Raw genomic sequence first — 25,917 nt, 5'->3', positions numbered from 1 at the left:
TGAATAAAACTACGTGACGCGAATGCGGGCTCAGCCCTCGATGACGGCCATGACGTCGTCTTCGCGCATCACCAGGACTTCTTCGCCGTCGACCTTGACCTCGGTGCCGGAGTACTTGCCGAACAGCACCTTGTCGCCGGCCTTGATGTCCAGCGCGCGCTTCTCGCCGTTCTCCAGGATCTTGCCGTTGCCCACGGCCACGACTTCACCGCGGATCGGCTTTTCGGCCGCCGAATCCGGGATCACGATGCCGCCGGGCGTGGTGCGTTCTTCTTCCATGCGCTTCACAATCACGCGATCGTGCAAAGGCCGCAGATTCATGGTGGAAACTCCTTTCTGTCTTTTCATAACAGGGGTCTGAGGGAACCGGATGGATGCCCTGTTAGCAGCCACCCGCAACGAGTGCTAATCATAGGGGCGAACGAACACGAGTCAAGAGCACGGAAACGCGTCCGGGAGGGGCCGGGGGTTCCCCTCAGCGACGCCGATCGTCGTCGCCGGAATCGTGGTCGAGCACGTCGCGGCCGTCGGCCTCGTCATCGTGCCGGCGGAACTCGCCCTCGATCGGGCCGCCGGCATCATGGCCGGGCCCCTGGAACGGGCCGCTCCGCGCCCGCACCAGACCGCGGCGCAGGATGCCCGCGGCAATCAACCGGCGCAGTGGTGGCACCAGCAGCACCGCGCCGGCCGCATCGGAGAAGAACCCCGGGACCAGCAGGAGCACCGCGGCCGCCATCAGCAGCCAGCCCTCCAGCAGGCCGCGCGCAGGGACCTCGCCGCGCGCCAGGCTCTGCTGCAGCCGCCGCCAGTGGTAGAAACCCTGCACCCGGAACAGCACGATCCCGCCGGCCGCGGTCGCCACGACCAGCGCCACCGTGGCGAGCGCACCGACGGCATCCCCGACCCAGGCGAACCCGAAGATCTCGAGCAGGATGAAACCGAGAAAGACCAGAAGCGGTAACAGGGGATTACGCATCGCGAGGAGGATTCGACAAAGAGGGGATCATTGGAGCACGTCACGGGTACGGGTGTCGATTCGGCCGGGTTCCCTTGCCGTGACCCCGGAATTTAGCGACCCTCCCCTGCGTCTCAATGACAGAAGACGCCCACCGGAGAAAGGAGGCCACATGAAACGCGGCCCGCTGTCCCAACGAGTGATTCCGGTCCTGCTGCTGACCCTCGCGTTCATGCTGGCCGGAACGGCCGTCGCCCAGGACGACCCGCGTGATCCGGAAGAACACTTCTTCCAGCCGACCTTCGGCGATTTCCAGGAGGAGCTCGAGCTCGCCCGCGAGGAAGGCAAGAAGGGCATCCTGATCTTCTTCGAGATGGATGCCTGTCCGTTCTGTCATCGGATGAAGAACCAGGTACTCAATCAGCCGCAGGTGCAGGACTACTACCGCGAACACTTCGCCATCTTCAGCGTGGACATCGAAGGCGACGTCGAGATCACCAACTTCGACGGCGAGACCCGGCGGATGGCCGATTTCGCCACGCGCGACTTCCGTGTGCGCGCCACGCCGGTCTTTCAGTTCTTCGACCTGGACGGCGAACCGGTCCACCGCTTTACCGGGGCCACCCGCGACGCGGACGAATTCCTGACCCTGGGGCGTTTTGTCGCCGAGGGGCACCACGAAGAAACCAACTTCAATCGCTTCCGCCGCGAGCAGCGCGGCCGCTGAACGCAAAGGAGCGGACATGACTCCTCGTCTCCCTGTCCGAGGGCGCCGTGCCGGCGCCCTCCTGACGGCGTGCCTCGTGCTGGCCGTCGGCACGGGCGGTCCCGCGTCGGCCGAGGTGGTGCCGGACATCGAGCCGCTGCCCCAGCCCCTGCGGCTGCAGCATGCCATCGAGGCGGTGAATGCGATGCACCCCCGCGTGCAGCAGGCCCGCGCCCGACGCGAAGCGGCCGAAGCGGAGCTGGAAGCCACGCGCGCCGACCGTGACCTGCGCGTGGACGCGCGGCTGGAAGCCCGCTGGATCGAGCCCAACGACAACATCGCCGACGACCGCAACAACGACTCGCGTGCGACTCTGGTCGCGCGCAAGCTGCTGAGCGACTTCGGCCACTCGCGGGCGCGCGAGGAGGCCGGGGCCAGCGCGCTGGAGGCCGCGCGCCAGGAGGAGTGGCTGGCGTTCGCCCGGCACCGCCTTGAGGTCCTGGAGCGCTACTTCGACGTGGTCCTCGCCGATCTGGCCTTCGCCCGCGACACCGAAGCGATGGCCGCCGCATTCGTGACACTCGAACGCATACAGGAGCGTAACGAGCTGGGCCAGGTCTCCGACATCGACCTGTTCGAGGCGGAAGCGGAATACCAGGAACACTTCACCCAGCGGCAACGCTCGCTGTACCGCCAGCAGCGCAGCCGCGCGGAGCTGGCCGAGGCCCTGCATCACCGCGGACGCCCGCCGGCCGACGTCCTCGGCCCGCCGCTGCCGCTGGACCTGCCCGAGCTTCCGGAGCTGCGCAGCCTGCTGGCGGACCTGGAGTCCGGCAGCCCGGCCCTGGCCGCCGAACGCCAGCGGGTCGAGGCCGCCACCGGCCGCGTGCAGGCGGCCCGCAGTGAAAGCCGCCCCCGGCTGTATGCCGAGGCCGAGACCGGCTACTGGAACCGGGAGTTCGGCGGAGACCGCAACCCCTTCGCCGCCGCACTGGTGCTGGAGGTGCCGCTGTTCGAGGGGCGCCGCGGCGATGCCCGCGTCGGCCGCGCGGTGGCCCAGCGCCGGGAAGCCGAAGCCGAACGCGACCAGGCCATGCTCCGGGCCCGCAACCGGGTGCGTGAACTGGTTCACGAAATCCGGACCCTGGAGGTGCAGCGCGACGAGGCACTGGCACGCATGGACTACCGCGACCTCTACATCAGTCGGGCTCGCTACCTCTACCAGATGGAAGACGAGGCCGACCTCGGCGACTCCATGGTCCAGCAGAGCGCGGCCGCGCATTTCAATGCCCGTACCGAATTCGAGCTGGCCCTGGCCTACGAACGCCTTGCCCTGCTGACCGGCCGCGAGGACCTGAGTCCGTTCGCCGCCGACGCCACCGCCTTTGGAGGGACCCCATGAACACCCGTATTCACCGAATCCCGCCCACCACCCGGCGGGCGATCGGCGCGAGCCTCGCGCTGTTGTTGCTGAGCCCGGCCGCGGGCGCCCAGACCGTGGACGCGGAGCTCGCCTGGAGCGAGCAGTACCGGATCACCGCACCCGTCGCCGGTCAGGTCCGGGAGATCGGGGTCCGGCCCGGCGACCGGGTGATGGAAGATGACACCCTGTTCCGCATCGACGATCGCCGGGCCCGTGCGGAACTTTCCGCGGCGCAGGCCGAGGTCGAACGCCTGGAGCTGGAGGCCTCGGAAACCGAACGCGAGCTGCGCAAGGCCCGCGACCTGTACGACCAGACCCTGATCGCCGAGCGCGAACTGGAACTGGCCCGAATCGACCACACCGCGGCCGAATCGCGCCTGACGGAGGCCCGCGCCCGGGTCCGCCAGGCCCGCGCAGACTTGCACGACACCGAGATCGCCGCGCCCGGAGAGGGCCGCGTGCTGCGCCTGGACGTCACCCGCAACGAATACGTGAACCCCGCGCTGGTTCCGCCGGTTCTCGCGGTGATCGGACGCGACGATCCGATGCATGCACGCGGCCGCGTGGACGCGGATACCGCCGCACGCCTGGAACCCGGGCACCCGGTCACCGTCATCCTGAACGACACCCGCGTCGACGGCCGGGTGGAGCACGTGGACTGGGAGCGCAGCGGCGAAGAGGACGCCCCCGCCTATCGTCTGCGGGTCGAGTTCACGCCCCCGGAAGGCCTCGCCCCGCGGGCGGGCCAGGCGGCACGGATCGAACTCGGCCTGGAATGAGCATCCGGACTGAACCAGGAGGACGCACATCACCATGAGCGAATCCGACCCCGCACCGGCCTGGCTGGTCATCACCACGCTGGACGATGCCGACGCCGCCGAACGCCTGGCCGGCCACCTGGTCGAGGCCGGCCGCGCCGCCTGCGTGCACATGCTCCCACCCGGCCGCTCGATCTATCAGTGGCAGGGCCGCATCGAGGTCGACAGCGAAGTCACCCTGCTGATCAAGACCTCGCGCGAGGCCTGGCCCGAACTTCGGGCCACCCTGCACGATCAACATCCGTACGACACCCCCGAAATCATCGCCCTGCCGATCGAGGACGGACTGCCCGACTACCTGAACTGGATCCACGAATGCACCCGATGAACCTCCGTTACTGGCTTGCCGCCCTGTTCACCGTGCTGTTGCTGCTGCCCGGAGTGGCCGCGGCGCAGTTCGGCATGGACGACGACCTGCTCGACCCGGACGACGCCTTCGCGATCAGTGCCGAGGCGGTGGATGAATCCACCATCCGTCTGACCTGGGACATCGCGGACGAGTACTACATGTACCGCGAGCAGTTCGAGTTCGAACCGGAAAGCCCCGGCCTGGAACTGGGCGATCCGGCGATCCCGGACGGCGAGATCAAGGAAGACGAGTTCTTCGGGCGAGTCGAGACCTATCGCGGCGAGGTCAGCATCGAGCTGCCGGTACTGGCCGCCGAAAGCGAGACCATCGAGCTGACCGCACGCTCGCAGGGCTGCGCGGATGCCGGCATCTGTTACCCGCCGCATTTCCAGACCGTATCCATCACCCTGCCGGGCCTGCCGGGTGACGCCGAGGCCGAGGCCGAGGCCGACACCACGGCGGCCGGGGAAGGCGCACTGGACGAGCTCGGCCAGATGTCCGGCGAGCTTGCCGGGGACGAGGATCTGCTCGACCCCGAGGAGGCGTTCGCCGCCTCGGCCGAGGCGATCAGCCAGAACGCCGTGGTGCTGCGCTTCGACATCGCCGACGGCTACTATCTCTACCGCGACCAGCTGGACGTGCGCGTCGCCGAAGGTGAAGGCATCGAGCTGGGCAACATCAGCCCGCCGGACGGCGAACTGCACGAAGACGAGTTCTTCGGCGAGACCCGCATCTTCCGCGACGAGGTGGAGATCCTGGTGCCGGTGCAGCGCGATGCCGACGACGTCGCCGACATCGTGCTGGCGGTGGACTACCAGGGCTGTGCGGACGCGGGTATCTGCTACCCGCCGCTGACCCAGGAGGTCGCGGTCAGCTTTGCCTCCGATCTGGCCGCGGAGGCCGACCCGGCGGTCATGCCCGATGAAGGCGAAGCCGCACCCGAGGACGAGGACGCCGTCGCCCCGCCGGCCTCGGAACAGGACCGCATCGCGGCGCAGCTGGCCGACGGGCGCGTGTGGCTGGTGGCCCTGGCGTTCTTCGGCTTCGGGCTGCTGCTGACCTTCACGCCGTGCGTGTTCCCGATGATCCCGATCCTGTCCAACATCATCCTGGGCCAGAAGGAGATGAACACCCGCAAGGCGTTCTTCATCTCGCTGGTGTTCGTGCTCGCGATGGCGCTCACTTACACCGTAGCCGGGGTGCTGGCGGGCATGGCCGGGGCCAACCTGCAGGCCGCCTTCCAGAACCCCTGGATTATCGGCACCTTCGTCGCCATCTTCGTCGCGCTGGCGATGTCGATGTTCGGCTTCTACGACCTGCAGATGCCCGCGGGCGTGCAGAGCAAGCTGTCGAACATCAGCAATCGCCAGGAGGGCGGCACCCTGTTCGGCGCCGGTGTCATGGGCTTCCTCTCGGCCCTGATCGTCGGGCCGTGCGTCACCGCGCCGCTGCTGGGGGCCCTGCTCTACATCAGCCAGACCGGCGACGCCGTGCTGGGCGGGATCGCGCTGTTCTCCCTGAGCATGGGCATGGGCGCCCCCCTGCTGGCGATCGGCACCTCGGCCGGACGCCTGCTGCCGAAGGCCGGCCCGTGGATGGATACCATCAAGGCGGTGTTCGGCGTGGGCCTGCTGGCCATGGGCATCTGGCTGCTGGAACGGGTCATCCCGGGCGAAGTGGCGATGTTCCTGTGGGCCACCCTGTTCATCGTGGTCGCGGTGTACATGGGGGCGCTGCAGAGTCTGCCCGAAGGCAAGTCCGGCTGGCACACCCTGTGGAAGGGGCTCGGCCTGGTGATCCTGATCTACGGCATCCTGCTGATGCTGGGGGCGGCCACCGGCGGCAAGGACATGACCCGCCCGCTGGCCACCCTCAGTCAGCCCGCCGTCACCACCGCGGACGGCGGACCGACGGAGATGGAGTTCACCTACATCGACAGCCTGGAAGACCTCGAACGGGAGGTGGCGGAGGCCGCCTCACGCGGCGAACCGGTGTTCGTGGACTTCTATGCCGACTGGTGCGTGGACTGCGTACGCCTGGAACGCACCACCTTCCAGGACCCGCAGGTCATCCGCGCCACCGCGGATGTCCATCTGCTGAAGGCCGACGTCACCGACAACACCTCGGAGCACCGCGAACTGATGCAGCACTTCGAGCTGTTCGGCCCGCCGGCGATGGTCTTCTACGACCGCGACGGCGAACCGCTGCCGCAGTTTCGCCGCGTCGGTTACCTCAACGCCGAGGCCTTCCTCGAGCACCTGGACAATGCCCTGGGGGTGCGCCCGTGAACGGGAACCGCTGGTGGCTGGCACTGGCCATCGGGCTGTGCGCCCCGGCCCTGACCGCCTGCCTGGATAACGACCGGTCCGGCGACACCGCGACCGGCGGCGACCCGGATGTCGATGCCGCCGACGTCGCGGGGCCGGAGGACACCCCGACCGGCGAGTCGCGCGTCGACTTCACCCTGCCGGACCTGGACGGCGAGGAGCAGGCCTTCAACCAGTGGGACGACGACCTGGTGGTACTCAACTTCTGGGCCACCTGGTGCCCGCCCTGCAAGAAGGAAATGCCGCTCTTTCAGGAAACCTGGGAAGAATACCGGGACGAGGACTTCAACATCGTCGCGGTCGCGGTGGACGAACAGTCGGCCACCGAGCAGTTCGTCGCCACCTACGGCATCGAATTCCCGATCCTGATCGGGCAGGACGAGGCCATGCAGATCCAGACCGAATACGGCAACCGGATCGGGGCCCTGCCCTACACCGTGGTCATCGATCGTGACGGGACCGTGCGCGAGACCCACCGCGGCGAGGTTACCGAAGACGACCTGCACGGCTGGCTGGAGCAATACCTCTGACCCGCGCGGGCACGCTCCGGCGCACGGCGAAGGTGCTGGACACCCCGCGCGCCCTGCGGCAGAATCGCGGCCATGGATTCGCCGGCATGTTCCGGCGCGTTCGCCCCCATTCACGTCCGGATCGCCGCCGATTCCCGTCATGGCCACCATCCTGCTGCTCAACGGCCCCAACCTGAACCTGCTCGGACAGCGGGAGCCGGAGCGCTATGGCCATGCCACGCTGGCGGACATCGAGGCGGATCTGGAGAACCGGGCGCACGAGGCGGGGATCCGCCTGAACTGCTTTCAGAGCAATCACGAGGGCGCCCTGATCGACCGCATCCACGCGGCGCCGGGCGAGGACGTGCGCCGTATCCTGATCAACCCGGGCGGACTGACCCACACCAGCGTCAGCCTGCGTGACGCCCTGCTGGGGGTCGCGATCCCGTTCTACGAGATCCATATCAGCAACGTCCATGCCCGCGAGGCGTTCCGGCAGACATCGCTGCTGGCCGACGTCGCCGCCGCTACCCTGGCCGGTTTCGGCCCCCGGGGGTACCGGCTGGCGCTGGACGCGGCGATTGCAGCCATCAAGGAGTCATAGGCACCCATGGATATCCGCAAGGTCAAGAAACTGATCGACCTGCTCGAGGAGAGCGGGATCCACGAAATCGAGATCAACGAGGGCGAGGAGTCGGTGCGCATCACCCGCTCGCCCGGGGGCGTCCCCCAGGCACAGCCCGCACCGATGCCGGCCGCCGCGCCGCCGCCCGCACCGCCCGCTCCCGCCGCCGCGGCCGAGGAAGCGGGCGCGGATGAACCGGAGGAACTCGAGGGCCACCGCGTGACCGCGCCCATGGTCGGCACCTTCTACCGCGCCCCCAGCCCCGGCGCCACGCCGTTCGTCGAAGTCGGACAGCAGGTGGAGGTGGGCGACACCCTGTGCATCATCGAGGCGATGAAGATGCTCAACCCGCTGGAAGCGGACCAGGCCGGCACCGTCCGCCAGATCCTGGTGGAGAATGGCAATCCGGTGGAATACGGCCAGCCGCTGTTCATCATCGCGTGAGCCTTCACCGTCTTCGCCGAACACAGGTCCGAGCATGTTTGAAAAAATCCTGATCGCCAATCGCGGCGAAATCGCCCTGCGGGTACTGCGCACCTGCCGCGAGATGGGCATCGCCACCGTGGCCGTGCACTCCGACGCCGACCGCGACCTCAAGCACGTGCGCCTGGCCGACGAATCGGTCTGCATCGGTCCCGCCCCCTCGAACGAGAGCTATCTCAACATCCCGGCGCTGATCGCCGCGGCCGAGGTCACCGATGCCGGCGCCATCCACCCCGGCTATGGCTTCCTGTCGGAGAACGCCGACTTCGCCGAACGCGTGGAATCCAGCGGCTTCGCCTTCATCGGCCCGCGCGCCGAGACCATCCGCCTGATGGGCGACAAGGTCTCGGCCAAGCAGGCCATGCTCTCCGCCGGGGTCCCCTGCGTGCCGGGCTCCGGCGGCGCGCTGGGCGAGGACCCCGACGCCAACCTGCAGCTGGCCCGCGAGATCGGCTACCCGGTCATCGTGAAGGCGGCTGCCGGCGGCGGTGGCCGCGGGATGCGCGTGGTGCATACCGAGGGTGCGCTGCTCAACGCGATCTCCCTGACCCGCAACGAGGCCCGTCAGGGCTTCGGTGACGACACCCTGTACATGGAGAAATTCCTCGAGCGCCCGCGCCACGTGGAGTTCCAGATCCTCGCGGACACCCACGGGAACGCGGTATGCCTGGGCGAGCGCGACTGCTCCATGCAGCGGCGCCACCAGAAGGTGATCGAGGAGGCCCCGGCCCCGGAGATCACCGCCACCCAGCGCCGCGACATGAGCGAACGCCTGATCCGCGCCTGCCAGGAGATCGGCTATCGCGGGGCCGGGACCTTCGAGTTCCTGTACGAGGACGGGCAGTTCTTCTTCATCGAGATGAACACCCGGCTGCAGGTCGAGCACACGGTGACCGAGCAGGTCACCGGCATCGACCTGGTGCGTGAGCAGATCCGCATCGCCGCCGGCGAACCGCTGGGCATCACCCAGGACGACGTCACCATCCACGGCCATGCGATCGAATGCCGCATCAACGCCGAGGACCCCGCGACCTTCGTCCCCAGCCCCGGCACCATCCAGCAGTACCACGCCCCCGGCGGCCCCGGGATCCGCATGGACACGCATATCTACAACGGCTATGCGGTCCCGCCGCATTACGATTCCATGGTCGGCAAACTGATTGCCCACGGCACCACGCGCGACATCGCCATCGCGCGCATGCGCGGCGCCCTCGGCGAGATCATCGTCGACGGCATCCGCACCAACATCAGCCTGCATTCCGACCTGATGAACGACGCCAATTTCCAGCGGGGTGCCACCGACATCCACTACCTGGAAAAGAAGCTGAAGGCACACTGAGGGCCGCATGAGTCTTGCCGAACTGGAATGCCGGGTCGAACCCGGCGATGCCGAGGCCCTGGAAGAGCTGCTGTTCGAACTGGGCGCGGTCAGCGTGGAACTGTTCGATGCCGCCGACGAACCCCTGTTCGAGCCGCCCCCGGGCACCCACCCGCTGTGGTCGGACATCCGCCTGAAGGCCGTGTTCTCCGACCGCACCGCGGCGGAGCTGGCCTCGGCCTCGATGCTCCAGCGCGACCCCGCCCCCTCCGAGCTGCAGGTCACCGACATCACCGACCAGGACTGGGTGCGCGCGGGCCTGGACGGGCTGGAGGCCATCCACTGCGGCGGGCCGCTGTGGATCGTGCCGTCCTGGGAGGAACAACCGGACGTCGAGGACGGGGTCTTCGTGCACCTCGACCCCGGCCTGGCCTTCGGCACCGGCAACCACCCCACCACCGCGATGTGCCTGACCGCCCTGGCCGAGGACCCGCCGCGTGACCTCGAGGTGCTGGACTACGGCTGCGGCTCCGGGATCCTCGCGATCGCCGCGCTCAAGCTGGGGGCGCGCCACGCCCTCGGGATCGACAACGACCCCCAGGCGGTCCAGGCCACCGAATCCAACGCGGCCGCCAACGGCATCGGCAGCGACCGTCTGCAGGCCGGACTCACCGATCACCCGCTGCCCGAAGGCGGCTCCGATCTGGTGCTGGCCAACATCCTCACGCGCCCGCTGATCGAACTGGCCCCGGTGCTCACCGCGGCCACCCGTCCGGGCGGGCGCATCCTGATGGCCGGACTGCTGGATCGTCAGGCGGAAGAGGTCATGGAGGCCTATGCCCATGCATTCGATATCGGTGTCCGCGATTCCCGCGATGGCTGGGCCCTGCTGGACGGCCGCCGCCGCTGACCCACCGGCCGGACGGCCTGCCGCGTAATGCTGGTCCGCTGCCCGCATTGCAGCGTTGCCCATGTGGTGGCCCGCCCGCCCGGCAACGCGCACCACGCACGGGTCCGCTGCGAGGCCTGCGGCCGTGCGTTCGCCTGGTTCCCCGCTCTGGAGATCGCCCCGGCGGGCGAACCCGCAAACGGGGCCGGCCTGCAGCCGGTCCCCGCCGCCCCCGGCAGGCCGGACGAAGGAGCGCCCACCCTTTCGCACCCGACCGTCGGATCTCCCGACACCCAGTCCGCGCGCTCCGTGCCGTACCCGGAACCGTCCACGCGCCCCCCCGCAGCCCCCGATCCCGAGCCGGAGCGCGAGCGTCCCGCCCGGGGGGCTCCGGGGCGCCCGGACGGCCCGCAGATACGACCCGCCCGAAGCGCACACCGGACCCGTTTCGGCGGTGCCGCGCTGGCAAGCCTCCTCCTGCTGGGGCTGCTCTTCCAGTTGCTGGCCTTCCCGCCACGCGCCATCACGCAAGAACCCGCGCTGGAGACCCTGCGGACCTCGCTGTGCGAGCGCCTGCACTGCCCCGAACGCGCCCATCGCGCGCCCGAGTCCGTTCGTGTCTCCACTCCTTCGCTGCACCCGGCCGGCGCCGGCAGCGGCCGCTGGCTCATCTTCGAGCTCTACAACCGCGAATCCCGCGCTCAGGCCTGGCCGCTGCTGGATATTGCCCTGTCGGACACTCTGGGCCGCACCCATGCCCGCGAGCGCATCCATCCGCGGGTCTATGCCCCGGACGGTGATCCCCCTCCGCAAATGGCCGCCCACCGGCCCTGGCCCGTCGCCCTGCGCATACGCACCGAGCACCCGCGCCTGAGCGGGGTCCACGTCCGGCCGCGCTGACGCGGATTCCTGCGCCGGGCGTGCGGGCTGCTAAACTGACGGCATGCAGCTCGGCCGCCACCATTTCTCCGACCCGCCGGTCTTCCTCGCGCCCATGGCCGGGGTCAGCGACCGGCCTTTCCGCCTGCTCGCGCGCCGCCTGGGGGCCAGCGCGGCGGTCTCGGAGATGGTCACCTCGCAGCAAAACCTGTGGGACAGCGCCAAGAGCCGGCACCGCCTGGATCACGCGGCCGAACCGTCACCGCGCATCGTCCAGCTGCTGGGAAACGAGCCCGGGGCCCTGGCCGACGCAGCGCGTGAAAACGTCGCCCGCGGTGCCGATATCATCGACCTCAACCTGGGCTGCCCGGCCAAGAAGGTCTGCAGCCGCGCCGCCGGTTCGGCGTTGATGGGCGACACCGGGCTGGTCCGCGAGCTGCTGCAGGCCCTCACCGAAAACGCCGGCGTACCGGTCACCCTGAAGATGCGTCTGGGCCTGGACACCGAGCGCATGAACGCGGAAACCATTGCCGGGATCGCCGCAGATGCCGGGATTGCGATGCTCACGGTGCATGGCCGCACCCGGGCGGCGGGCTATCGCGGCGCGGCGGATCACGAGGCGATCGCCCGGGTGGTGGCCGCCACGGACCTGCCGGTGCTGGCCAACGGGGACATCCGCGACGTCGAGGATGCCCGGCGGGCCCTCGCCCGCACCGGTGCCACCGGGATCATGATCGGGCGCGGCGCGCAGGGACGCCCGTGGCTGCCGGGACGGATCCGCGCCGCGCTGGCCGGCGAGGCCCTGCCGGACGCACCCGACCCCGCGTCCATCGCGGGCCTGATGCGCGAGCACGTCGCCGCCCTGCACCGGCAATATGGTCCGCATCAGGGCGTGCGTATCGCCCGCAAGCACATCGGCTGGTATCTTGAGCAGCTGGGGAGAGGCGAGGCAGAGACCCGCGCACTGCGGGCCGAACTGTTCGCCCTGGAGGACGCCGGCGAACAGCTCCGGCGCCTCGAGGCAATGTTTCCATCAGGCGATTCGCCTGCGGACGATTCGGACAGGGCCGCATGAGCAGCAACGGGAATCCCGCGCGTCGCAAGGACGGCAACGGACAGACGACATGGCCGGGACAGGGTCCGGCCGCGCCGCCGGAATCGGACAGCGTCCTCGCGCAGTCCGTCCATCAGGCCATGGAAGACTATTTCGACACCCTGGACGGGCAGTCCAGCCACGACCTCTACGCCCTGGTGATGGAGGAGGTCGAACGCCCGCTGCTGGCCTGCGTGCTGGAACGCTGTGGCCACAACCAGAGCCGCGCGGCGGCCGTGCTCGGCCTCAACCGCGCGACCCTGCGCAAGAAGCTGCGCAGCCACGGGCTGCTCGACTAGCCAGCTCGGCGGGTCACCCCCAGGCGAGACGCTCGCGCAGGGTGGCGTGCAGCTCGGGGGTGCCCGCCGCCAGCACCGTGCTGGTGTCGAGGTCCAGCTCGCCGCCGGCGAGGTCGGTGAACGTCCCGCCCGCTTCGCGCACGATCACGGCCAGGGCCGCAATGTCGAGGATGTTCACGTCCGACTCCACGATGCAGTCGATGCTGCCGCGGGCCAGCAGGTGGTAATGGTAGAAGTCGCCGTAACCGCGGACGCGGTTGACCTCGGCGACGATCCCGCCCAGCGCGTTCCAGCAGTCGCCGCGCGCCGCCAGCGAGCGGAGGTTGCCGGTGGACAGGGTCGCGCGATCGACCGCGGTGATGCCCTTCTCCACGCCGATGCGCTCGCCGTTGAGCCAGGCGCCCTGTCCCTTCTCGGCCCAGGCGCGCTCGCCGAACTGCGGCCCGCTCGACAGGCCCAGAATCAGCTCGCCCTTGTACATCAGCGCGATCTGGGTGGAGAAGAACGGGTAGCGGCGCACGAAGCTCTTGGTGCCGTCGATCGGGTCGATCAGCCAGACATAGTCGGAGTCCATGTCCGACTGGCCCGTCTCTTCGCCGTAGAAACCGTGATCCGGAAAGCGCTCGCGGATGATCGAGCGGATCGCCTCTTCGCTCTCCACGTCGGCACGCGTGACCGGCGTGTCGTCGGCCTTGGTTTCAACGTCCACGCCGTGTTCGTAGTAGTGACGGATCACCTTCTCGGCGGCGTCGGCCGCAGCCTGCGCGGCTTCCAGGAACGGGCTTGCCTGCATGTTCTCGGTCCTCGGGGAAAAGCCGCTATCGTAGCAGGAGCGGCACGACGCGACGAACCCGCCATGATTGCGGACGGTTGTGGCCGGGCCGGGCAGCCCCGATAATGCCGCCGATTCATCCGAGGAGCCCGGCATGTCCAAAAAGCTGCCCGACGTGAGCAATATCGAACGCCTCGAACTGTTCGGCGAGGACTACAACCCCACCGCCACCATCGAGAACCAGGAGGGGCAGAAGCTCTCCCTGCAGGTGTACTACCAGCTGGCGCTGGATTTCGGCGGCATCGGTCCCAAGGCGGCCAATTCCGGTCTGCTGATGTACGGCAGCCATGCCGACGAGGCCCGCGCCAACCCGGGCAGGCACCCCAACATCGACCGTCTGATCGACATCCTCGAGAACGACTACTACCTGTCGGTGAAGGCGGTCCCGAAGCGCAAGAGCAACGCCGGCTGAGTCAGTCCGCCACGACCCGGTTGGTGAACGCCAGCCGCCAGCCGCGGTCGGTCTGGCGATGGATCCGGGTGAGGCTGGCGTAGTCGCAGTCGAGCTGGAACAGGTGGCCGTCCGGTACGGCCATTACGCCGCCGACCAGCGCACGGATCACGCCGGCGTGGACCACCAGCAACACGTGTTCGTCGGACCGGCCGGGCGCTTCCACGCTCTCGGCAAAGGCCGCCGCCACCCGCTGACGAAACGCATCCAGCATCTCCGCCCCCTCCGGCCGGTTGTGCTCGGGGTCGGCGTAGAAGGCGCGGTATTCCTCCGGACGTTCCTCCTGCAGCTGGGCGCGGGTGCGGCCCTCCCAGGCGCCGAAGCCGATCTCGCGCAGGTCATGCGCCGTCGCCAGCGCCACACCACGCTCGTCCGCCAGGTGTTCGGCAAACGCGCGGCAGCGCGCCAGCGGCGAAGTCACGATCCGCTGCCATCCGGTCTCGGCGGCCGCGGCGCGCTCCATCTGGCGCCAGCCGGTCTCGCTCAGGGGGTCGTCGCAGCCGTGGCCGCGAAAGCGCTGGCCGCCGGCGGGCTCTCCGTGTCGCATCAGGTCGACGATCATCTACTTGCTCCAGGGGTGGATTCACCAGGGGGCGATGGCTCGAGGCTCCCCCAGCAGGGCGTGCAACCGATCCCAGTCGAAGCACGGACCGGGGTCGGTCTTGCGCCCCGGGGCGATGTCGCTGTGCCCCGCCAGGGCGTCCGCGGCGATCGCCGGGAAATGCTCCCGCAGCCAGCGGATCAGCGCCGCCAGCTCGGCATACTGCACCGCGGTGAAGGGGGTATGGTCGTCCCCCTCCAGTTCGATCCCGATGGAGAAATCGTTGCAGCGCTCGCGCCCACGCCACGCGGAAACGCCGGCATGCCAGGCGCGCCGGCTGAACGGGACGAACTGGGTCGCCCGGCCCGCGCGATCGATGAACACATGCGCCGACACCCGCAGGTCACGGATCCCGGCGAAGAACGGATGCGCGGCCGGGTCCAGCCGGTTGTGGAACAGGGCCTCGACGTGCGGTCCACCGAACTCGCCCGGCGGCAGACTGATCGCGTGCACCACGATCAGTTCCGGCTGCATCCCGGCCGGGCGCGCATCCTGATTCGGGCTCTCGCTGCACTCGGCGACCGGCCACCAGTCGCGCGCCCCGCCGTCCTCGCCGACCGCGCTCATGGCGCCTCCTCCGGCGGCTGGCGCAGGCGTTCCTCCAGAGCCGCACGCAGCAGCGGCACGCGCGGCGGGGCCTGCAGCGGGCCGTGGTACTCGCCGTCCAGAAACACGAACAGTGCCGGCAGGTGAAAGACCTCGAACTCGCGCACCAGTGCGGTGTCGATCTCGGCATCCACGCGAAACAGCTCGGGCGCATCGCCCTCGGCGCGCCAGCGCCGCAGGGCGTCGCCCATCGCGTGGCAGGCGCTGCAGCCGGGCCGCGTGAACATCACCACGGCCGCCCCGTCCACCTCCTGCAGGCGGTGGTGGAAGCCCCCGGCATCGAGGGCCGGAAGGCCCCCGCTGGCGGGTGATTCGTCGACACGGGACGGTTGCGGCACACTGCCTCCATGACGTGCCCGCCGGGAGCGACGACAGCCGACCGGCGGGGCTTTATGATCAATGACGCGTGGGGTAGTTTACGCGCCCGCGTCCCGAGGAAGCGACCCGCCGGTGTCCGAACAGCTCAATCCCCAGCAACACGCCGCCGTCTCCACCACCGACCGTCCGCTGCTGGTCCTGGCCGGCGCGGGCTCGGGCAAGACCCGCGTGATCACCGAGAAGATTGCGCACCTGGTGGAAAAGCGCGGCCTGGCCGCGCGCCAGATCGTCGCGATCACCTTCACCAACAAGGCCGCGCGCGAGATGCGCGAGCGGGTGCAGGGGCGGCTGTCGCGGGAACAGAGCCGCGGGCTGGGCGTGTCCACCTTCCACACCTTCGGCCTGCAGTTCCTGCGCCGCGAACTGGCGGCCACCGGCCTGCGCCCGGGCTTCTCCATCCTCGACCCCGGCGACTGTCGCCAGCTGCTGCGCGAGATCACCCACCGCGACGACACCGCGGCCGAGGTGGATGACCTGATCGGCCACATCAGCCGCTGGAAGAACGACCTGCTGACCCCCGACGAGGCGCTGGCCGAGGCCAGCCAGGCAGGCGACGAAGCCCCCGGGGCCGTGCTCGCGGCCAATCTCTACCCGCGCTATGAACAGGCCCTGCGTGCCTACAACGCGGTGGATTTCGACGACCTGATCAAGCGCCCGGTGGACTGCCTGCGCGCGGACGCCGACCTGCGCAACCGCTGGCAGGACCGCATCCGCCACCTGCTGGTGGACGAATACCAGGACACCAACTCCGCGCAGTACCAGCTGGTGCGCCTGCTGGTCGGGGTCAGCGACGGGCTGACCGTGGTCGGCGACGACGACCAGTCGATCTACGCCTGGCGCGGCGCGCGCCCGGAGAACCTCGCGCGCCTGCAACAGGACTTTCCGCGTCTGGAAGTGGTCAAGCTGGAGCAGAACTACCGCTCCACCAACCGCATCCTGGCCACCGCCAACGCGCTGATCGCCAACAACCCGCACGTGTTCGAGAAGCGCCTGTGGAGCGCGCTGGGCGAGGGCGAGAAGGTCGAGGTGATCGACTGCGCGGACTCCGACGCCGAGGCCGCGCGGGTAGTCTCCGAGCTGATGCGCCGGCGCTTCCGCCTGAACGCCGGCTGGGGCGATTTCGCCATCCTCTACCGCAGCAACCACCAGTCGCGGCTGTTCGAGAAGCTGCTGCGCGAGCAGGGCATCCCCTACCGCCTGAGCGGCGGGCAATCGTTCTTCGAGAAGGCCGAGATCAAGGATCTGGTGGCCTACCTGCGCCTGCTGGCCAACCCGGACGACAACACCGCCTTTCTGCGCGTGGTCAACGTACCGCGCCGCGAGATCGGCCCGGCCACTCTGGAAAAACTCGGCCAGTACGCCAACCAGCGCGGGGTCTCGCTGCTGCAGGCCGCGCGCGGGGCCGGCCTGGCCGAATACATGGACGAGCGTGCCCGGGCGCGTCTGGAACGCTTCGTCGACTGGGTCGACGGCTTCCGCGCACGCGCGGCCGAGGAGGCCCCGGATGCCCTGCTGCGCGCGCTGGTGGAGGACATCGACTACGAATCCTGGCTACTGGACAACAGCGCCAACCCGCGCGCCGCCACCCGGCGCATGGAACAGGTGCGTGAATTCATCGACTGGGTCGCACGCCTGGCCGGCTCGCGCGCGCCGGAGGCCGAATACGGCGACGACACGGCGGACGACAAGGACGGCATGGAACTGGCCGACATCGTCAACCGCATCAGCCTGATGGACATCCTCGACCGCAACCGCGATGCCCAGGACGATACCGAGGCGGTGCAGCTGCTGACCCTGCACACCGCCAAGGGCCTGGAGTTCCCGCACGTGTGCCTGGTCGGCTTCGAGGAGGAGCTGCTGCCGCACCGCGTGAGCCTGGAGGACGACGCCATCGAGGAGGAGCGCCGCCTGGCCTACGTCGGGCTGACACGCGCGCAGCAGACCCTGCTGATCACCTACGCGCGCAGCCGCAAGCGCTACGGTGAGACTCTCGACTGCGAACCGTCGCGCTTTCTCGACGAGCTGCCCGAGGAACACCTCGACTGGCCCGACGCAAAGCCGCCGGACCCGGAGACCCAGCAGCTCACGGCGCGCGCCCATCTCGCCGGGCTCAAGGCCATGCTGGAGAAGTGATCACTCCTTCTTCAGCAGCTTGAGGCCGACCCGGGTGATGCGCGCGCCCTCCATCTCGCGCACCACCAGGCGCGTGGGCCCGAGATCCACGAAGTCCCCCACCACCGGCTCGGTCTGCAGTTCGGCGCGCAGGAAGGCCTCCAGGGTCTCGCCCTGACGTTCGGACGGCACCGGCGCGCCGTAGGTCATGCCCACCGCCCCCAGCAGGGCATCGCCGTTGAGGGCAAACTCCCCGAACACGCTGCGCTCGGTCAGGCGTTCCGGCACCTCTTCCTGCGGCACGAACAGACGGTCCAGGTCCGGCAGATCGGCGGGCGCGACCATAATGTAGAGATGGTCGCCGGCCTGCAGGTCCAGCAGTTCCAGGGTCTCCAGCAGCTGGCCTTCCCGCAGATGCGCGACCACCCGCGCCGACCCCGGCAGACGGAAACCGGACCAGGCCTCGCGCACCACCGGCGTGGTCTCCGCCAGCCGGTAGCCCACCAGCTCCATCTCCTGCTGTCCGGGGATGTCCAGCTCGGTGCGCTGGACCCGGGTGGTGGTCGGCGGCAGCTCCAGGCCCAGCCAGCGCGCCGAGGAGGCCACGGTCCAGCCCTGCACCATCAGCGAGATCAGCACCACGAAGAACACCACGTGGAAGAAGTATTCCGCCAGCTCCAGCCCGGCCAGCAACGGGAACAGCGCGAGGATGATGGGCACCGCCCCGCGCAGCCCGACCCAGGCGATGAACAGCTGCTCGCGCCACGGGAAGCGGAACGGGTACAGGCACAGCGCGACCGCCAGCGGGCGTGCCAGCAGGATCAGCACCAGCGCCACCAGGCCCGCATCCAGCGCCACCGGCGGCAGCTCCGAAGGCGTGACGATCATCCCCAGCATCAGGAACATGCCGATCTGTGCGAGCGCCGCGATGCCGTCGTGGAAACGCTTGATGTTCTGCGAGGCCTCCAGCGGCCGATTGCCCAGCAGCAGCCCGGCGAGATACACCGCGAGGAAGCCCGAACCGCCCACCATGCCGGTGAGGCCGAAGATCGCCAGCGCCCCGGCCAGCGCGAACAGCGGGTAGAACCCGGCCGACATCGGCACGCGGTTGATCAGCGCCAGCAGCGCGAGCCCGCCCCCGACCCCCAGCAGGGCCCCCAGCCCCATCTGCTGCACGAACTCGACCAGCACCACCACCCCGAAATCGGGCTGATCCATCAGGATCAGCTCGATCAGCACGATGGTGAGGAAGATCGCCATCGGGTCGTTGGATCCCGACTCGATCTCCAGGGTCGCCCCCACGCGGCTCTTCAGCTCCAGCCCGCGCGAGCGCAGCAGGGAAAACACCGCCGCCGCGTCGGTGGAACCGACGATCGCCCCCAGCAGCAGTCCCTCCAGCCACGACAGCCCCAGCCACCACACCGCGAACAGCCCGGTCAGGCCGGAGGTGATCAGCACCCCCACGGTGGCCAGCCCCACCGCCGGCTTCAGTCCGATACGGAAATTGCGCGCCGGCGTGCGCATCCCGCCATCGAACAGGATGATGGCCAGGGCCGCGGAGCCGATCAGATGGGCCAGGGTGATATTCTCGAACGACACGCCGCCGGGGCCCTCCGGGCCCAGCAGCATGCCGATGCCGAGGAACACCAGCAGCAGTGGTACACCCAGCCGCGAGGTGACCACGCTGGACAGGATGCTGCCGAGCAGGACCACGGCGACGAGAAAGATGATCTGACTGGAGAAATCCATGGCGCCATCATACCGGAGCATTCCCTGCCTCCGGCCCGCGGTCTCAGTAATCGCCATCACCGCCCTGCTGTCGGGGTCGCTGGCGGGCTCGCCCGCGGCGGCCGAACGCGGCGGCGTGGATGCCCTGCATTTCGAGTTCGAGAACGACCTGTTCGCCGGCGAGGACCGCTACTACACCAATGGCGTGCGCGCCGGCTGGACGCGGCGCGGCGAACGGGTCCCGCCCTGGCTCCAGGACGTGGCGGACTTCTTCCCGCTGTTCGTCGATCGCGAGGAACGCGGCCGCCTGAAGACCTCGGTGCACCTGGCGCAGAACATGTACACCCCGGAGGACATCGAACGCGAGCAGCCGGACCCGGACGACCGCCCCTACGCCGGCTGGCTGTACCTGAACTTCAGCCTGGCCGAGGACCACGGCGACCGGCTCGACCGGCTGCAGGTCACGCTCGGGACAGTGGGCCCGGCGTCCCTGGCCGACCGCACCCAGGAGACGGTCCATGACCTGACGGGCGCCCCCGATCCGCGCGGATGGGACGCGCAGATCGGCAACGAGCTCACGCTGATGCTGGGCTACGAACGCCAGCTGCGCGGCCGTTCGGGCCATCTGGGAGGGGGCTGGGACTGGGACCTGACTCCACACTGGGGCGCCTCCATCGGCAGCCCGTTCACCTTCGCCAATGCCGGCGCGATCCTGCGCACGGGCCGCAACCTGCCCCGCGATTTCGGCCCGCCGCGGATCAACCCGGCACTGTCCGGATCACACACCTTCGAGGCGGTCGACACCGCCGGCGGCTACCTGTTCGCCGGGGTGGACACCCGCCTGATGGCCTACGATCTGTTCCTCGACGGGCCGCTGTTCCGCGACGGCCCGTCGGTGGACAAGCACCCGGTGGTGGGCGAATTCACCGCGGGCGTGGTGTTCCACTGGCACGGGGTGCGTCTGGGCTATACCCATGTCTGGCGCTCGCGCGAATTCAGCGGCCAGGCCACCGGCGCCGCGGAGTTCGGCTCGCTGCACGCCACCTGGCAGTTCTGAACCCCGCCCGCCCCGGCGTTGTTACGATCGAGGCGTCGCCCCTTCCGGAGAACCCGCGTGCGCAAGATTTCCCGAACCTTCCTCACCGGCCTGGCCGCGATCCTGCCGGCGATGGTCACGCTGGCCCTGCTGTGGTGGCTGGGCAGCACCGCGGAACAGGTCCTGGGCGGCCTGCTGCAGGCCGTCCTGCCGGACCTGCTGTACGTACCGGGCATGGGGATCGCCGCCGGTGTCGGGCTGGTGTTCGCGGTGGGCGTGCTGCTGCAGGCCTACCTGGTGCGCTGGCTGTTCAACTGGCTGGAGGGCCTGATGCAGCGGATCCCGGTGGTCAAGACCATCCATGGCACGGTACGCGACGTCACCCGCCTGGTCTCCGGCGACATCCACCAGCAGTTCGGCCAGGCAGTGCTGGTCACGCTGCCGGGGCTGGAAGCGCGCGTCATCGGCTTCGTCACGCGCGAGGACTTCGAAGGCCTGCCGGACGCACTGGGCGGGGCGGAGACCCTCGCGGTGTACATGCCGATGAGCTACCAGATCGGCGGCTACACCCTGATGCTGCCGCGCGACCGGGTGGAACCGCTGGAGCTGTCGCTGGAAGATGCCATGCGCTACGCCCTGACCGCCGGGGTCTCCGCGCGCAAGGACGAGCCCGGAGTGTAAACGGGGACGTAAACCGGACGCTGCAGCGCGGCGGCCGGCGTCAGCCGTCCTCCAGCGGGGAGATGTCGCGCACCGCGCCGAACGCGGCCGAAGTGGTCATCAGAGCATAGGCGCGCAGAGCCTGAGTCACCGGCCGATTGCGCGACTCGGGCTTCCAGGCCTTCGCCCCGCGGGCCTCCATCGCCTCGCGCCGCGCCGCCAGGGTGGCGTCGTCCACGTCGATGCGAATGTCGCGCGCGGGGATGTCGATCACGATGGTGTCACCCTCTTCAATCAGGCCGATCGCCCCGCCCTGCGCCGCCTCCGGCGAGACATGGCCGATGGACAGCCCGGAGGTGCCACCGGAGAACCGCCCGTCGGTGATCAGCGCGCAGTCCTTGCCCAGCCCCTTCGACTTCAGATACGAGGTGGGATAGAGCATCTCCTGCATGCCGGGACCGCCCTTCGGACCCTCGTAGCGGATGATCACCACGTCGCCCGCCCGGATGCGGTCAGCGAGGATGGCCTCCACCGCGGCGTCCTGGCTCTCGAACACCCGCGCCGGGCCGGAGAAGGTCAGGATGCTCTCGTCGACGCCGGCGGTCTTCACGATGCAGCCGTCCGGTGCCATGTTGCCGTAGAGCACGGCCAGGCCGCCGTCCTGCGAGTAGGCATGTTCGATATCGCGGATGCAGCCGTTGGCGCGGTCGAGGTCGAGGCTGTCCCAGGCGCGGTCCTGGCTGAAGGCGGTCTGGGTGGGCACCCCGCCCGGCGCGGCGCTGTACAGGCGCTCGGACTCGGCGGCATGGCGCATCACGTCCCACTGCTCCAGGGCGGCGCCCAGGGTCGGGGCATGCACGGTCGGGATGTCGCGGTGGATCAGCCCGCCGCGGTCCAGTTCGGCGAGGATGCCGACCACGCCGCCGGCGCGGTGCACGTCCTCCATGTGGTACTGCTGCGTCGCCGGGGCCACCTTGCACAGGTTGGGCACGTGGCGCGACAGGCGGTCGATGTCAGCCATGGTGAAGTCGACCTCGCCCTCGCGCGCGGCCGCCAGCAGGTGCAGCACGGTGTTGGTGGAACCGCCCATCGCGATGTCCAGGCTCATCGCGTTCTCGAACGCCTCGAAAGTCGCGATGGAACGCGGCAGGGCCGAGGCGTCGTCCTGCTCGTAATAGCGTTTCGCCAGGTCGACCACGCGCCGCCCGGCCTCCTCGAACAGGGCCTGGCGCGCGGCATGCGTGGCCAGCAGCGAACCGTTGCCCGGCAGCGACAGCCCCAGGGCCTCGGTCAGGCAGTTCATCGAGTTGGCGGTGAACATGCCGGAGCAGGAGCCGCAGGTCGGGCAGGCGGAACGCTCGACGGCCTCCACCTCTTCGTCGCTGGCGCTGGAGTCGGCGGCCTTGACCATCGCATCCACCAGATCGAGGTGGATCACGTTGTCCTGCCCGGGCGCCTGCACCTTGCCGGCCTCCATCGGCCCGCCGGAGACGAACACCACCGGGATGTTCAGGCGCATCGCGGCGAGCAGCATCCCGGGGGTGATCTTGTCGCAGTTGGAGATGCACACCAGCGCGTCGGCGCAGTGGGCGTTGACCATGTACTCCACCGAGTCGGCGATGATCTCGCGCGACGGCAGCGAATAGAGCATCCCGCCGTGGCCCATCGCGATACCGTCGTCCACCGCGATGGTGTTGAATTCCCTGGCCACGCCACCGGCCTGTTCGATCTCGCGCGCGACCAGCTGGCCCATGTCCTTCAGATGCACGTGTCCCGGCACGAACTGGGTGAAGGAGTTGGCGACGGCGACGATCGGCTTGTCGAAGTCACCGTCCTTCATGCCGGTGGCGCGCCACAGGGCGCGGGCCCCGGCCATGTTGCGGCCGTGGGTGGTTGTGCGGGAACGATAGGCAGGCATGATGGGCAGGTCTCGCGAACGTTCGTGGAAATGCGAAATCGTACATAATGCGAGCATCAATACCCAGTAGGGGAGGAAGCGTTCATGAAATTCGAGGTCGAGAACATCAAGTGCGGCGGCTGCGCCAGCTCCATCCGCAAGGGCCTGATGCAGGTCGAGGGCGTGGAGTCCGCCGAGGTGGACGTCGAGAACGGGGCCGTGGAGGTCACCGCGCCGGAGTCCGCCACCGACGCGATCCGCGAGAAACTGGCCCACATGGGCTATCCGGAGGTCGGCTCGGTCTCCGGACTGCGCTCCGCCGGGGCCCGGGCGAAGTCGTTCGCCAGCTGCGCGGTCGGACGCATGAGCGGTGACAGCTGAGCGCAGGCATCCGGCATGAACCATGACGCGGGGCATGCCCGGAGCCGGCCGGCCCCGGCCGTCCGCCACCGACATCCGGCACGGTGGCGGGCCGGCCTGGTCGTTCTGGTGGCTGCGGTGGCGCTGGCCGCGCCGGCCGCGGCCACCCCGCCCGAACAGGGCGGCCTGCCGGAGACGACCCTGGAGGTCGGCGAGCGGGAACTGACGGTGGAACTGGCCGCGGATGACGCCAGCCGCAGCCAGGGCCTCATGTTCCGCGAGGCGCTCGCGGACGACCGCGGCATGCTGTTCATCTGGGATACGCCGGATCGCCGGGCGATGTGGATGCGCAATACGCTCATCCCGCTGGACGTCGCGTTTATCGACGGCGACGGCGAGATCACCAACATCGAGACCATGGCGCCCGAGACCACCCGCCTGCACTGGTCCGTGGCACCGATCGAGTATGCACTGGAGGTCAACGCGCAATGGTTCGCGCAGCACGGGATCGAGGCGGGGGAGCGCATCCCCGGCCTGGATGCCGCGCGCGAGGCCGCCCGGGACCACTGACAGCCTGACCGGGCGCCTGCTGACCATGCGCGCGCCGCCTCCGGAATCAATGCAGGCACCGGGACCGAACCCGTGCCCGTCCGCCGCATCACCCAACTGTATTGGCCAACTGGATTGCGAGGGAGCCGCGTGAACCCGCCAGACCAACCAACCCGCCCACATCCCGCACGTCGTGCCCCGGCCCCGGGGGAACTCGCGTGGTTCCGCGACGCCGTGCCATACATCGCCGCGCACCGGGGCCGCACGATGGTCATCGCGCTGGCCGGCGAGGCCGCGCAGGCGGCGGAGTTCCCGGCCCTGATGCGGGACATCGCCAAGCTGCATGCACTGGGCGTGCGCGTGGTGCTGGTGTACGGGGCTCGCCCGCAGATCGAGGCGCGCCTGGCCGAACGCGGCCTGCAGCCGCAGTACGCCGAGGGTCTGCGGATCACCGATGCCCCGGCGCTGGATGCCGTGCTGGACGCGGTCGGCCGCCTGCGGCTGCAGATCGAGGGCCTGCTGTCCCGCAGCCTGGGCCAGCCGGGCACCGGCAACGCACGCCTGCGGGTGGCCGGCGGCAACTTCGTCACCGCCCGCCCGCTGGGCGTCCGCGACGGGGTCGATTTCCATTACACCGGCGAGGTGCGCGGGGTAGACACCGCCGCGCTCACCGCGCTGCTGGATCAGGAGCAGGTCGCGCTGGTCTCGCCGCTGGGGTATTCACCCACCGGCGAGGTCTTCAACCTGTCCGGCGAGGAGGTCGCGACCCGCGTAGCGATCGCCCTGGACGCGGACAAACTGATCTTCCTGACCGAGGCCGGCGTGCTGCGCGGGCCGCAGGACGACGTGCTGGATCAGCTGACCGTGCCCGCCGCGGAGCGCATCCTCGCCGAGCGCGACGACCTGCCGCAGGAGCTCGCCAGTCACCTGCGCAGCGCGGTGGATGCCTGCCATGCACGCGACCTGCGCGTGCACCTGGTCGACCGCCGCGACGACGGCGGGCTGCTGACCGAGCTGTTCACCCGCCAGGGCATCGGCACCCTGGTCTCGCGCGAGCCGCTGGAGCGCCTGCGCCCGGCCACCCTGGACGATGTCGGCGGCATCCATGCGCTGCTGGAGCCACTGGAGGCCGAGGGTGTGCTGGTGCACCGCGCCCGCGAGCACCTGGAGCTGGAGATCGAGCGCTTCCGGGTACTGGAGGTCGACGGGCTGATCATCGGCACCGCGGCGCTGTACCCGTTCGGCGACGACGCCGCGGAGATCGCCTGCCTGGCGCTGCACGCCGAATACCGCGGCCACGGCCGGGGCGACCGACTGCTGACCGCGATGGAGGCGCTGGCGCGCGAGCAGGGGGTCCGCCGGGTGTTCGTACTCACCACCCGCACCGCGCAGTGGTTCCAGGAACGCGGCTACACCCCCGGCAGCGTCGACGACCTCCCGCCGGAACGCCGCCAGCGCTACAATCAGGCGCGCAACTCGCGGGTCTTCACGCGCGAGCTGGAGGGCTGACCCGGGGCAACGCCGGGCTCAGCGACCGCGGGCCTCGTCGCGTTCGTGGGCCTCCTGCGCGGCCACGCTGAGGGTGGCGATGGGACGGATCTCGAGGCGCTCGAGCCCGATCGGCTCGCCGGTCTCCTCGCAATAGCCGTATTCTCCGCGCTCGATGCGCGCCAGCGCCTCGTCGATCTTGGTCAGCAGCTTGCGCTCGCGGTCGCGGGTGCGCAGCTCCACACCGGCATCAGCCTCGTGGGTGGCGCGATCGGAAGGGTCCGGCTCCTGCCAGTTCTCGGTGCGCAGATGTTCCAGGGTCTCTTCCGACTCGGCGATCAGCTCGGCCCGCCACGCCTCGAGTTTGCGCCGGAAATAGTCCAGCTGGCGCGGATTCATGTAGGGTTCGTCCTCGGAGGGACGATAGTCGGGATCCACCATGTTGCACCTCCGGATCGTGACCCGAGCCACGGGCCCGCCACAACGGGTAAACCTGCACTAGAACACATGTGCCGGACTCAGTACAGACCGCCAGACCACAGGGAT

At 69.4% G+C, this 25,917-nt stretch carries 29 protein-coding genes; 20 read left to right on the top strand and 9 right to left on the bottom strand.

Translation table 11 applies throughout. The annotated features are described in order from the left end of the window. Positions 1-30: 30 nt before the first annotated feature. Together groES and F788_RS0101765 are read right to left on the bottom strand one after the other, a co-directional pair. On the bottom strand, positions 31-321 hold the full coding sequence (groES, locus tag F788_RS0101770) for a co-chaperone GroES (RefSeq protein ID WP_019589076.1): 291 nt from the start codon (positions 319-321) through the stop codon (positions 31-33). Positions 322-475: 154 nt separating this feature from the next. Then, positions 476-976, bottom strand: a complete 501-nt coding sequence (locus tag F788_RS0101765; RefSeq protein ID WP_019589075.1) for an FxsA family protein — start codon at positions 974-976, stop codon at positions 476-478. Positions 977-1,127: 151 nt separating this feature from the next. Here F788_RS0101765 and F788_RS0101760 point away from each other — a divergent pair, with 151 nt between their 5' ends. The 13 genes from F788_RS0101760 to F788_RS0101700 all read left to right on the top strand — a co-directional run bounded on the left by F788_RS0101760 (position 1,128) and on the right by F788_RS0101700 (position 12,673). After that, positions 1,128-1,682, top strand: a complete 555-nt coding sequence (locus tag F788_RS0101760; protein ID WP_019589074.1) for a thioredoxin fold domain-containing protein — start codon at positions 1,128-1,130, stop codon at positions 1,680-1,682. A 76-nt stretch (positions 1,683-1,758) separates the two neighbouring features. Continuing rightward, a complete protein-coding gene (locus F788_RS0101755; protein ID WP_019589073.1) occupies positions 1,759-3,063 on the top strand; it encodes a TolC family protein in 1,305 nt (434 codons plus the stop codon). Next, positions 3,060-3,863 (top strand): efflux RND transporter periplasmic adaptor subunit, encoded by an 804-nt coding sequence (locus F788_RS0101750; RefSeq protein ID WP_019589072.1) that lies wholly within the window; start codon positions 3,060-3,062, stop codon positions 3,861-3,863. The genes F788_RS0101755 and F788_RS0101750 overlap by 4 nt, the downstream gene beginning before the upstream one ends. Positions 3,864-3,897: 34 nt before the next feature. After that, positions 3,898-4,230 carry a divalent-cation tolerance protein CutA gene (gene cutA / locus F788_RS0101745; RefSeq protein WP_019589071.1) on the top strand — a complete coding sequence of 111 codons (333 nt, stop codon included), beginning with the start codon at positions 3,898-3,900 and terminating at the stop codon, positions 4,228-4,230. Next, positions 4,218-6,539 (top strand): protein-disulfide reductase DsbD, encoded by a 2,322-nt coding sequence (gene dsbD / locus F788_RS0101740; RefSeq protein ID WP_026332672.1) that lies wholly within the window; start codon positions 4,218-4,220, stop codon positions 6,537-6,539. The genes cutA and dsbD overlap by 13 nt, the downstream gene beginning before the upstream one ends. Continuing rightward, positions 6,536-7,108 (top strand): redoxin domain-containing protein, encoded by a 573-nt coding sequence (locus tag F788_RS0101735; protein WP_019022732.1) that lies wholly within the window; start codon positions 6,536-6,538, stop codon positions 7,106-7,108. Before dsbD ends, F788_RS0101735 begins: the two co-directional genes overlap by 4 nt. Positions 7,109-7,247: 139 nt before the next feature. Continuing rightward, entirely contained in the window at positions 7,248-7,691 is a 444-nt protein-coding gene (gene aroQ, locus F788_RS0101730; RefSeq protein WP_018869755.1) for a type II 3-dehydroquinate dehydratase, read from the top strand. A 6-nt stretch (positions 7,692-7,697) separates the two neighbouring features. Next, positions 7,698-8,156, top strand: coding sequence for an acetyl-CoA carboxylase biotin carboxyl carrier protein (gene accB, locus F788_RS0101725; protein WP_019022731.1), 459 nt, complete (start codon positions 7,698-7,700; stop codon positions 8,154-8,156). A gap of 34 nt (positions 8,157-8,190) precedes the next feature. Then, entirely contained in the window at positions 8,191-9,534 is a 1,344-nt protein-coding gene (gene accC, locus F788_RS0101720) for an acetyl-CoA carboxylase biotin carboxylase subunit (RefSeq protein WP_019569504.1), read from the top strand. A gap of 7 nt (positions 9,535-9,541) precedes the next feature. Beyond that, positions 9,542-10,423: a 50S ribosomal protein L11 methyltransferase gene (prmA, locus tag F788_RS0101715; protein ID WP_019569503.1), complete on the top strand. Its 882-nt coding sequence runs from the start codon at positions 9,542-9,544 to the stop codon at positions 10,421-10,423. Positions 10,424-10,450: 27 nt separating this feature from the next. Further along, the gene (locus F788_RS0101710; protein WP_019589069.1) at positions 10,451-11,302 is read left to right on the top strand and encodes a zinc-ribbon and DUF3426 domain-containing protein; all 852 of its coding nucleotides are present in this window, start codon (positions 10,451-10,453) and stop codon (positions 11,300-11,302) included. 43 nt (positions 11,303-11,345) lie between these two features. After that, positions 11,346-12,356 carry a tRNA dihydrouridine synthase DusB gene (dusB, locus tag F788_RS0101705; protein WP_019589068.1) on the top strand — a complete coding sequence of 337 codons (1,011 nt, stop codon included), beginning with the start codon at positions 11,346-11,348 and terminating at the stop codon, positions 12,354-12,356. Further along, entirely contained in the window at positions 12,353-12,673 is a 321-nt protein-coding gene (locus F788_RS0101700; protein WP_019022727.1) for a helix-turn-helix domain-containing protein, read from the top strand. The genes dusB and F788_RS0101700 overlap by 4 nt, the downstream gene beginning before the upstream one ends. Before the next feature lie 13 nt (positions 12,674-12,686). On the opposite strand, the gene F788_RS0101695 is transcribed toward F788_RS0101700, so the two are convergent. Continuing rightward, positions 12,687-13,466, bottom strand: a complete 780-nt coding sequence (locus F788_RS0101695) for an inositol monophosphatase family protein (RefSeq protein ID WP_019022726.1) — start codon at positions 13,464-13,466, stop codon at positions 12,687-12,689. Positions 13,467-13,599: 133 nt separating this feature from the next. Here F788_RS0101695 and F788_RS0101690 point away from each other — a divergent pair, with 133 nt between their 5' ends. Further along, positions 13,600-13,917, top strand: a complete 318-nt coding sequence (locus F788_RS0101690; RefSeq protein WP_019022725.1) for a DUF2322 family protein — start codon at positions 13,600-13,602, stop codon at positions 13,915-13,917. A 1-nt stretch (position 13,918) separates the two neighbouring features. On the opposite strand, the gene F788_RS0101685 is transcribed toward F788_RS0101690, so the two are convergent. Genes F788_RS0101685 through F788_RS0101675 form a run of 3 tightly spaced genes read right to left on the bottom strand, consistent with a single transcriptional unit; the run spans position 13,919 to position 15,501 of the window. Further along, positions 13,919-14,518, bottom strand: coding sequence for a histidine phosphatase family protein (locus F788_RS0101685; RefSeq protein ID WP_019022724.1), 600 nt, complete (start codon positions 14,516-14,518; stop codon positions 13,919-13,921). 21 nt (positions 14,519-14,539) lie between these two features. Next, entirely contained in the window at positions 14,540-15,124 is a 585-nt protein-coding gene (gene ampD, locus F788_RS0101680; RefSeq protein WP_019589067.1) for a 1,6-anhydro-N-acetylmuramyl-L-alanine amidase AmpD, read from the bottom strand. Beyond that, on the bottom strand, positions 15,121-15,501 hold the full coding sequence (locus F788_RS0101675; RefSeq protein WP_019589066.1) for a co-chaperone YbbN: 381 nt from the start codon (positions 15,499-15,501) through the stop codon (positions 15,121-15,123). The genes ampD and F788_RS0101675 overlap by 4 nt, the downstream gene beginning before the upstream one ends. Positions 15,502-15,613: 112 nt before the next feature. On the opposite strand from F788_RS0101675, the gene F788_RS0101670 reads away from it, so the two are divergent. Then, positions 15,614-17,674 carry a UvrD-helicase domain-containing protein gene (locus tag F788_RS0101670; RefSeq protein WP_019589065.1) on the top strand — a complete coding sequence of 687 codons (2,061 nt, stop codon included), beginning with the start codon at positions 15,614-15,616 and terminating at the stop codon, positions 17,672-17,674. On the opposite strand, the gene F788_RS0101665 is transcribed toward F788_RS0101670, so the two are convergent. Further along, positions 17,675-19,402, bottom strand: coding sequence for a potassium/proton antiporter (locus F788_RS0101665; RefSeq protein ID WP_019022720.1), 1,728 nt, complete (start codon positions 19,400-19,402; stop codon positions 17,675-17,677). Between F788_RS0101665 and F788_RS0101660 the strand changes: the two genes are divergently transcribed. Then, a complete protein-coding gene (locus F788_RS0101660; RefSeq protein ID WP_019589063.1) occupies positions 19,401-20,438 on the top strand; it encodes a lipid A deacylase LpxR family protein in 1,038 nt (345 codons plus the stop codon). The genes F788_RS0101665 and F788_RS0101660 overlap by 2 nt on opposite strands. Positions 20,439-20,495: 57 nt before the next feature. Next, positions 20,496-21,098, top strand: coding sequence for a DUF502 domain-containing protein (locus F788_RS0101655; protein WP_019589062.1), 603 nt, complete (start codon positions 20,496-20,498; stop codon positions 21,096-21,098). Positions 21,099-21,138: 40 nt separating this feature from the next. Here the strand turns inward: F788_RS0101655 and ilvD are convergent, their stop codons facing one another. Next, the gene (gene ilvD / locus F788_RS0101650; RefSeq protein WP_019589061.1) at positions 21,139-22,995 is read right to left on the bottom strand and encodes a dihydroxy-acid dehydratase; all 1,857 of its coding nucleotides are present in this window, start codon (positions 22,993-22,995) and stop codon (positions 21,139-21,141) included. Positions 22,996-23,079: 84 nt separating this feature from the next. Here ilvD and F788_RS0101645 point away from each other — a divergent pair, with 84 nt between their 5' ends. The 3 genes from F788_RS0101645 to argA all read left to right on the top strand — a co-directional run bounded on the left by F788_RS0101645 (position 23,080) and on the right by argA (position 25,392). Next, positions 23,080-23,355, top strand: coding sequence for a heavy-metal-associated domain-containing protein (locus F788_RS0101645; protein WP_018869738.1), 276 nt, complete (start codon positions 23,080-23,082; stop codon positions 23,353-23,355). A gap of 15 nt (positions 23,356-23,370) precedes the next feature. Further along, the gene (locus F788_RS0101640; RefSeq protein WP_019589060.1) at positions 23,371-23,904 is read left to right on the top strand and encodes a DUF192 domain-containing protein; all 534 of its coding nucleotides are present in this window, start codon (positions 23,371-23,373) and stop codon (positions 23,902-23,904) included. A 129-nt stretch (positions 23,905-24,033) separates the two neighbouring features. Next, on the top strand, positions 24,034-25,392 hold the full coding sequence (gene argA, locus F788_RS0101635; protein ID WP_081622814.1) for an amino-acid N-acetyltransferase: 1,359 nt from the start codon (positions 24,034-24,036) through the stop codon (positions 25,390-25,392). Between the two features lie 18 nt (positions 25,393-25,410). Here the strand turns inward: argA and dksA are convergent, their stop codons facing one another. Then, positions 25,411-25,812: an RNA polymerase-binding protein DksA gene (gene dksA / locus F788_RS0101630; protein ID WP_018869735.1), complete on the bottom strand. Its 402-nt coding sequence runs from the start codon at positions 25,810-25,812 to the stop codon at positions 25,411-25,413. Positions 25,813-25,917: the final 105 nt, after the last annotated feature.

Origin of the sequence: Thioalkalivibrio sp. ALE10, from assembly GCF_000381385.1 — a bacterium.
In the GTDB taxonomy this organism is placed as follows: Bacteria; Pseudomonadota; Gammaproteobacteria; order Ectothiorhodospirales; family Ectothiorhodospiraceae; genus Thioalkalivibrio.
This window is presented reverse-complemented; position numbering and strand designations above follow the sequence as displayed.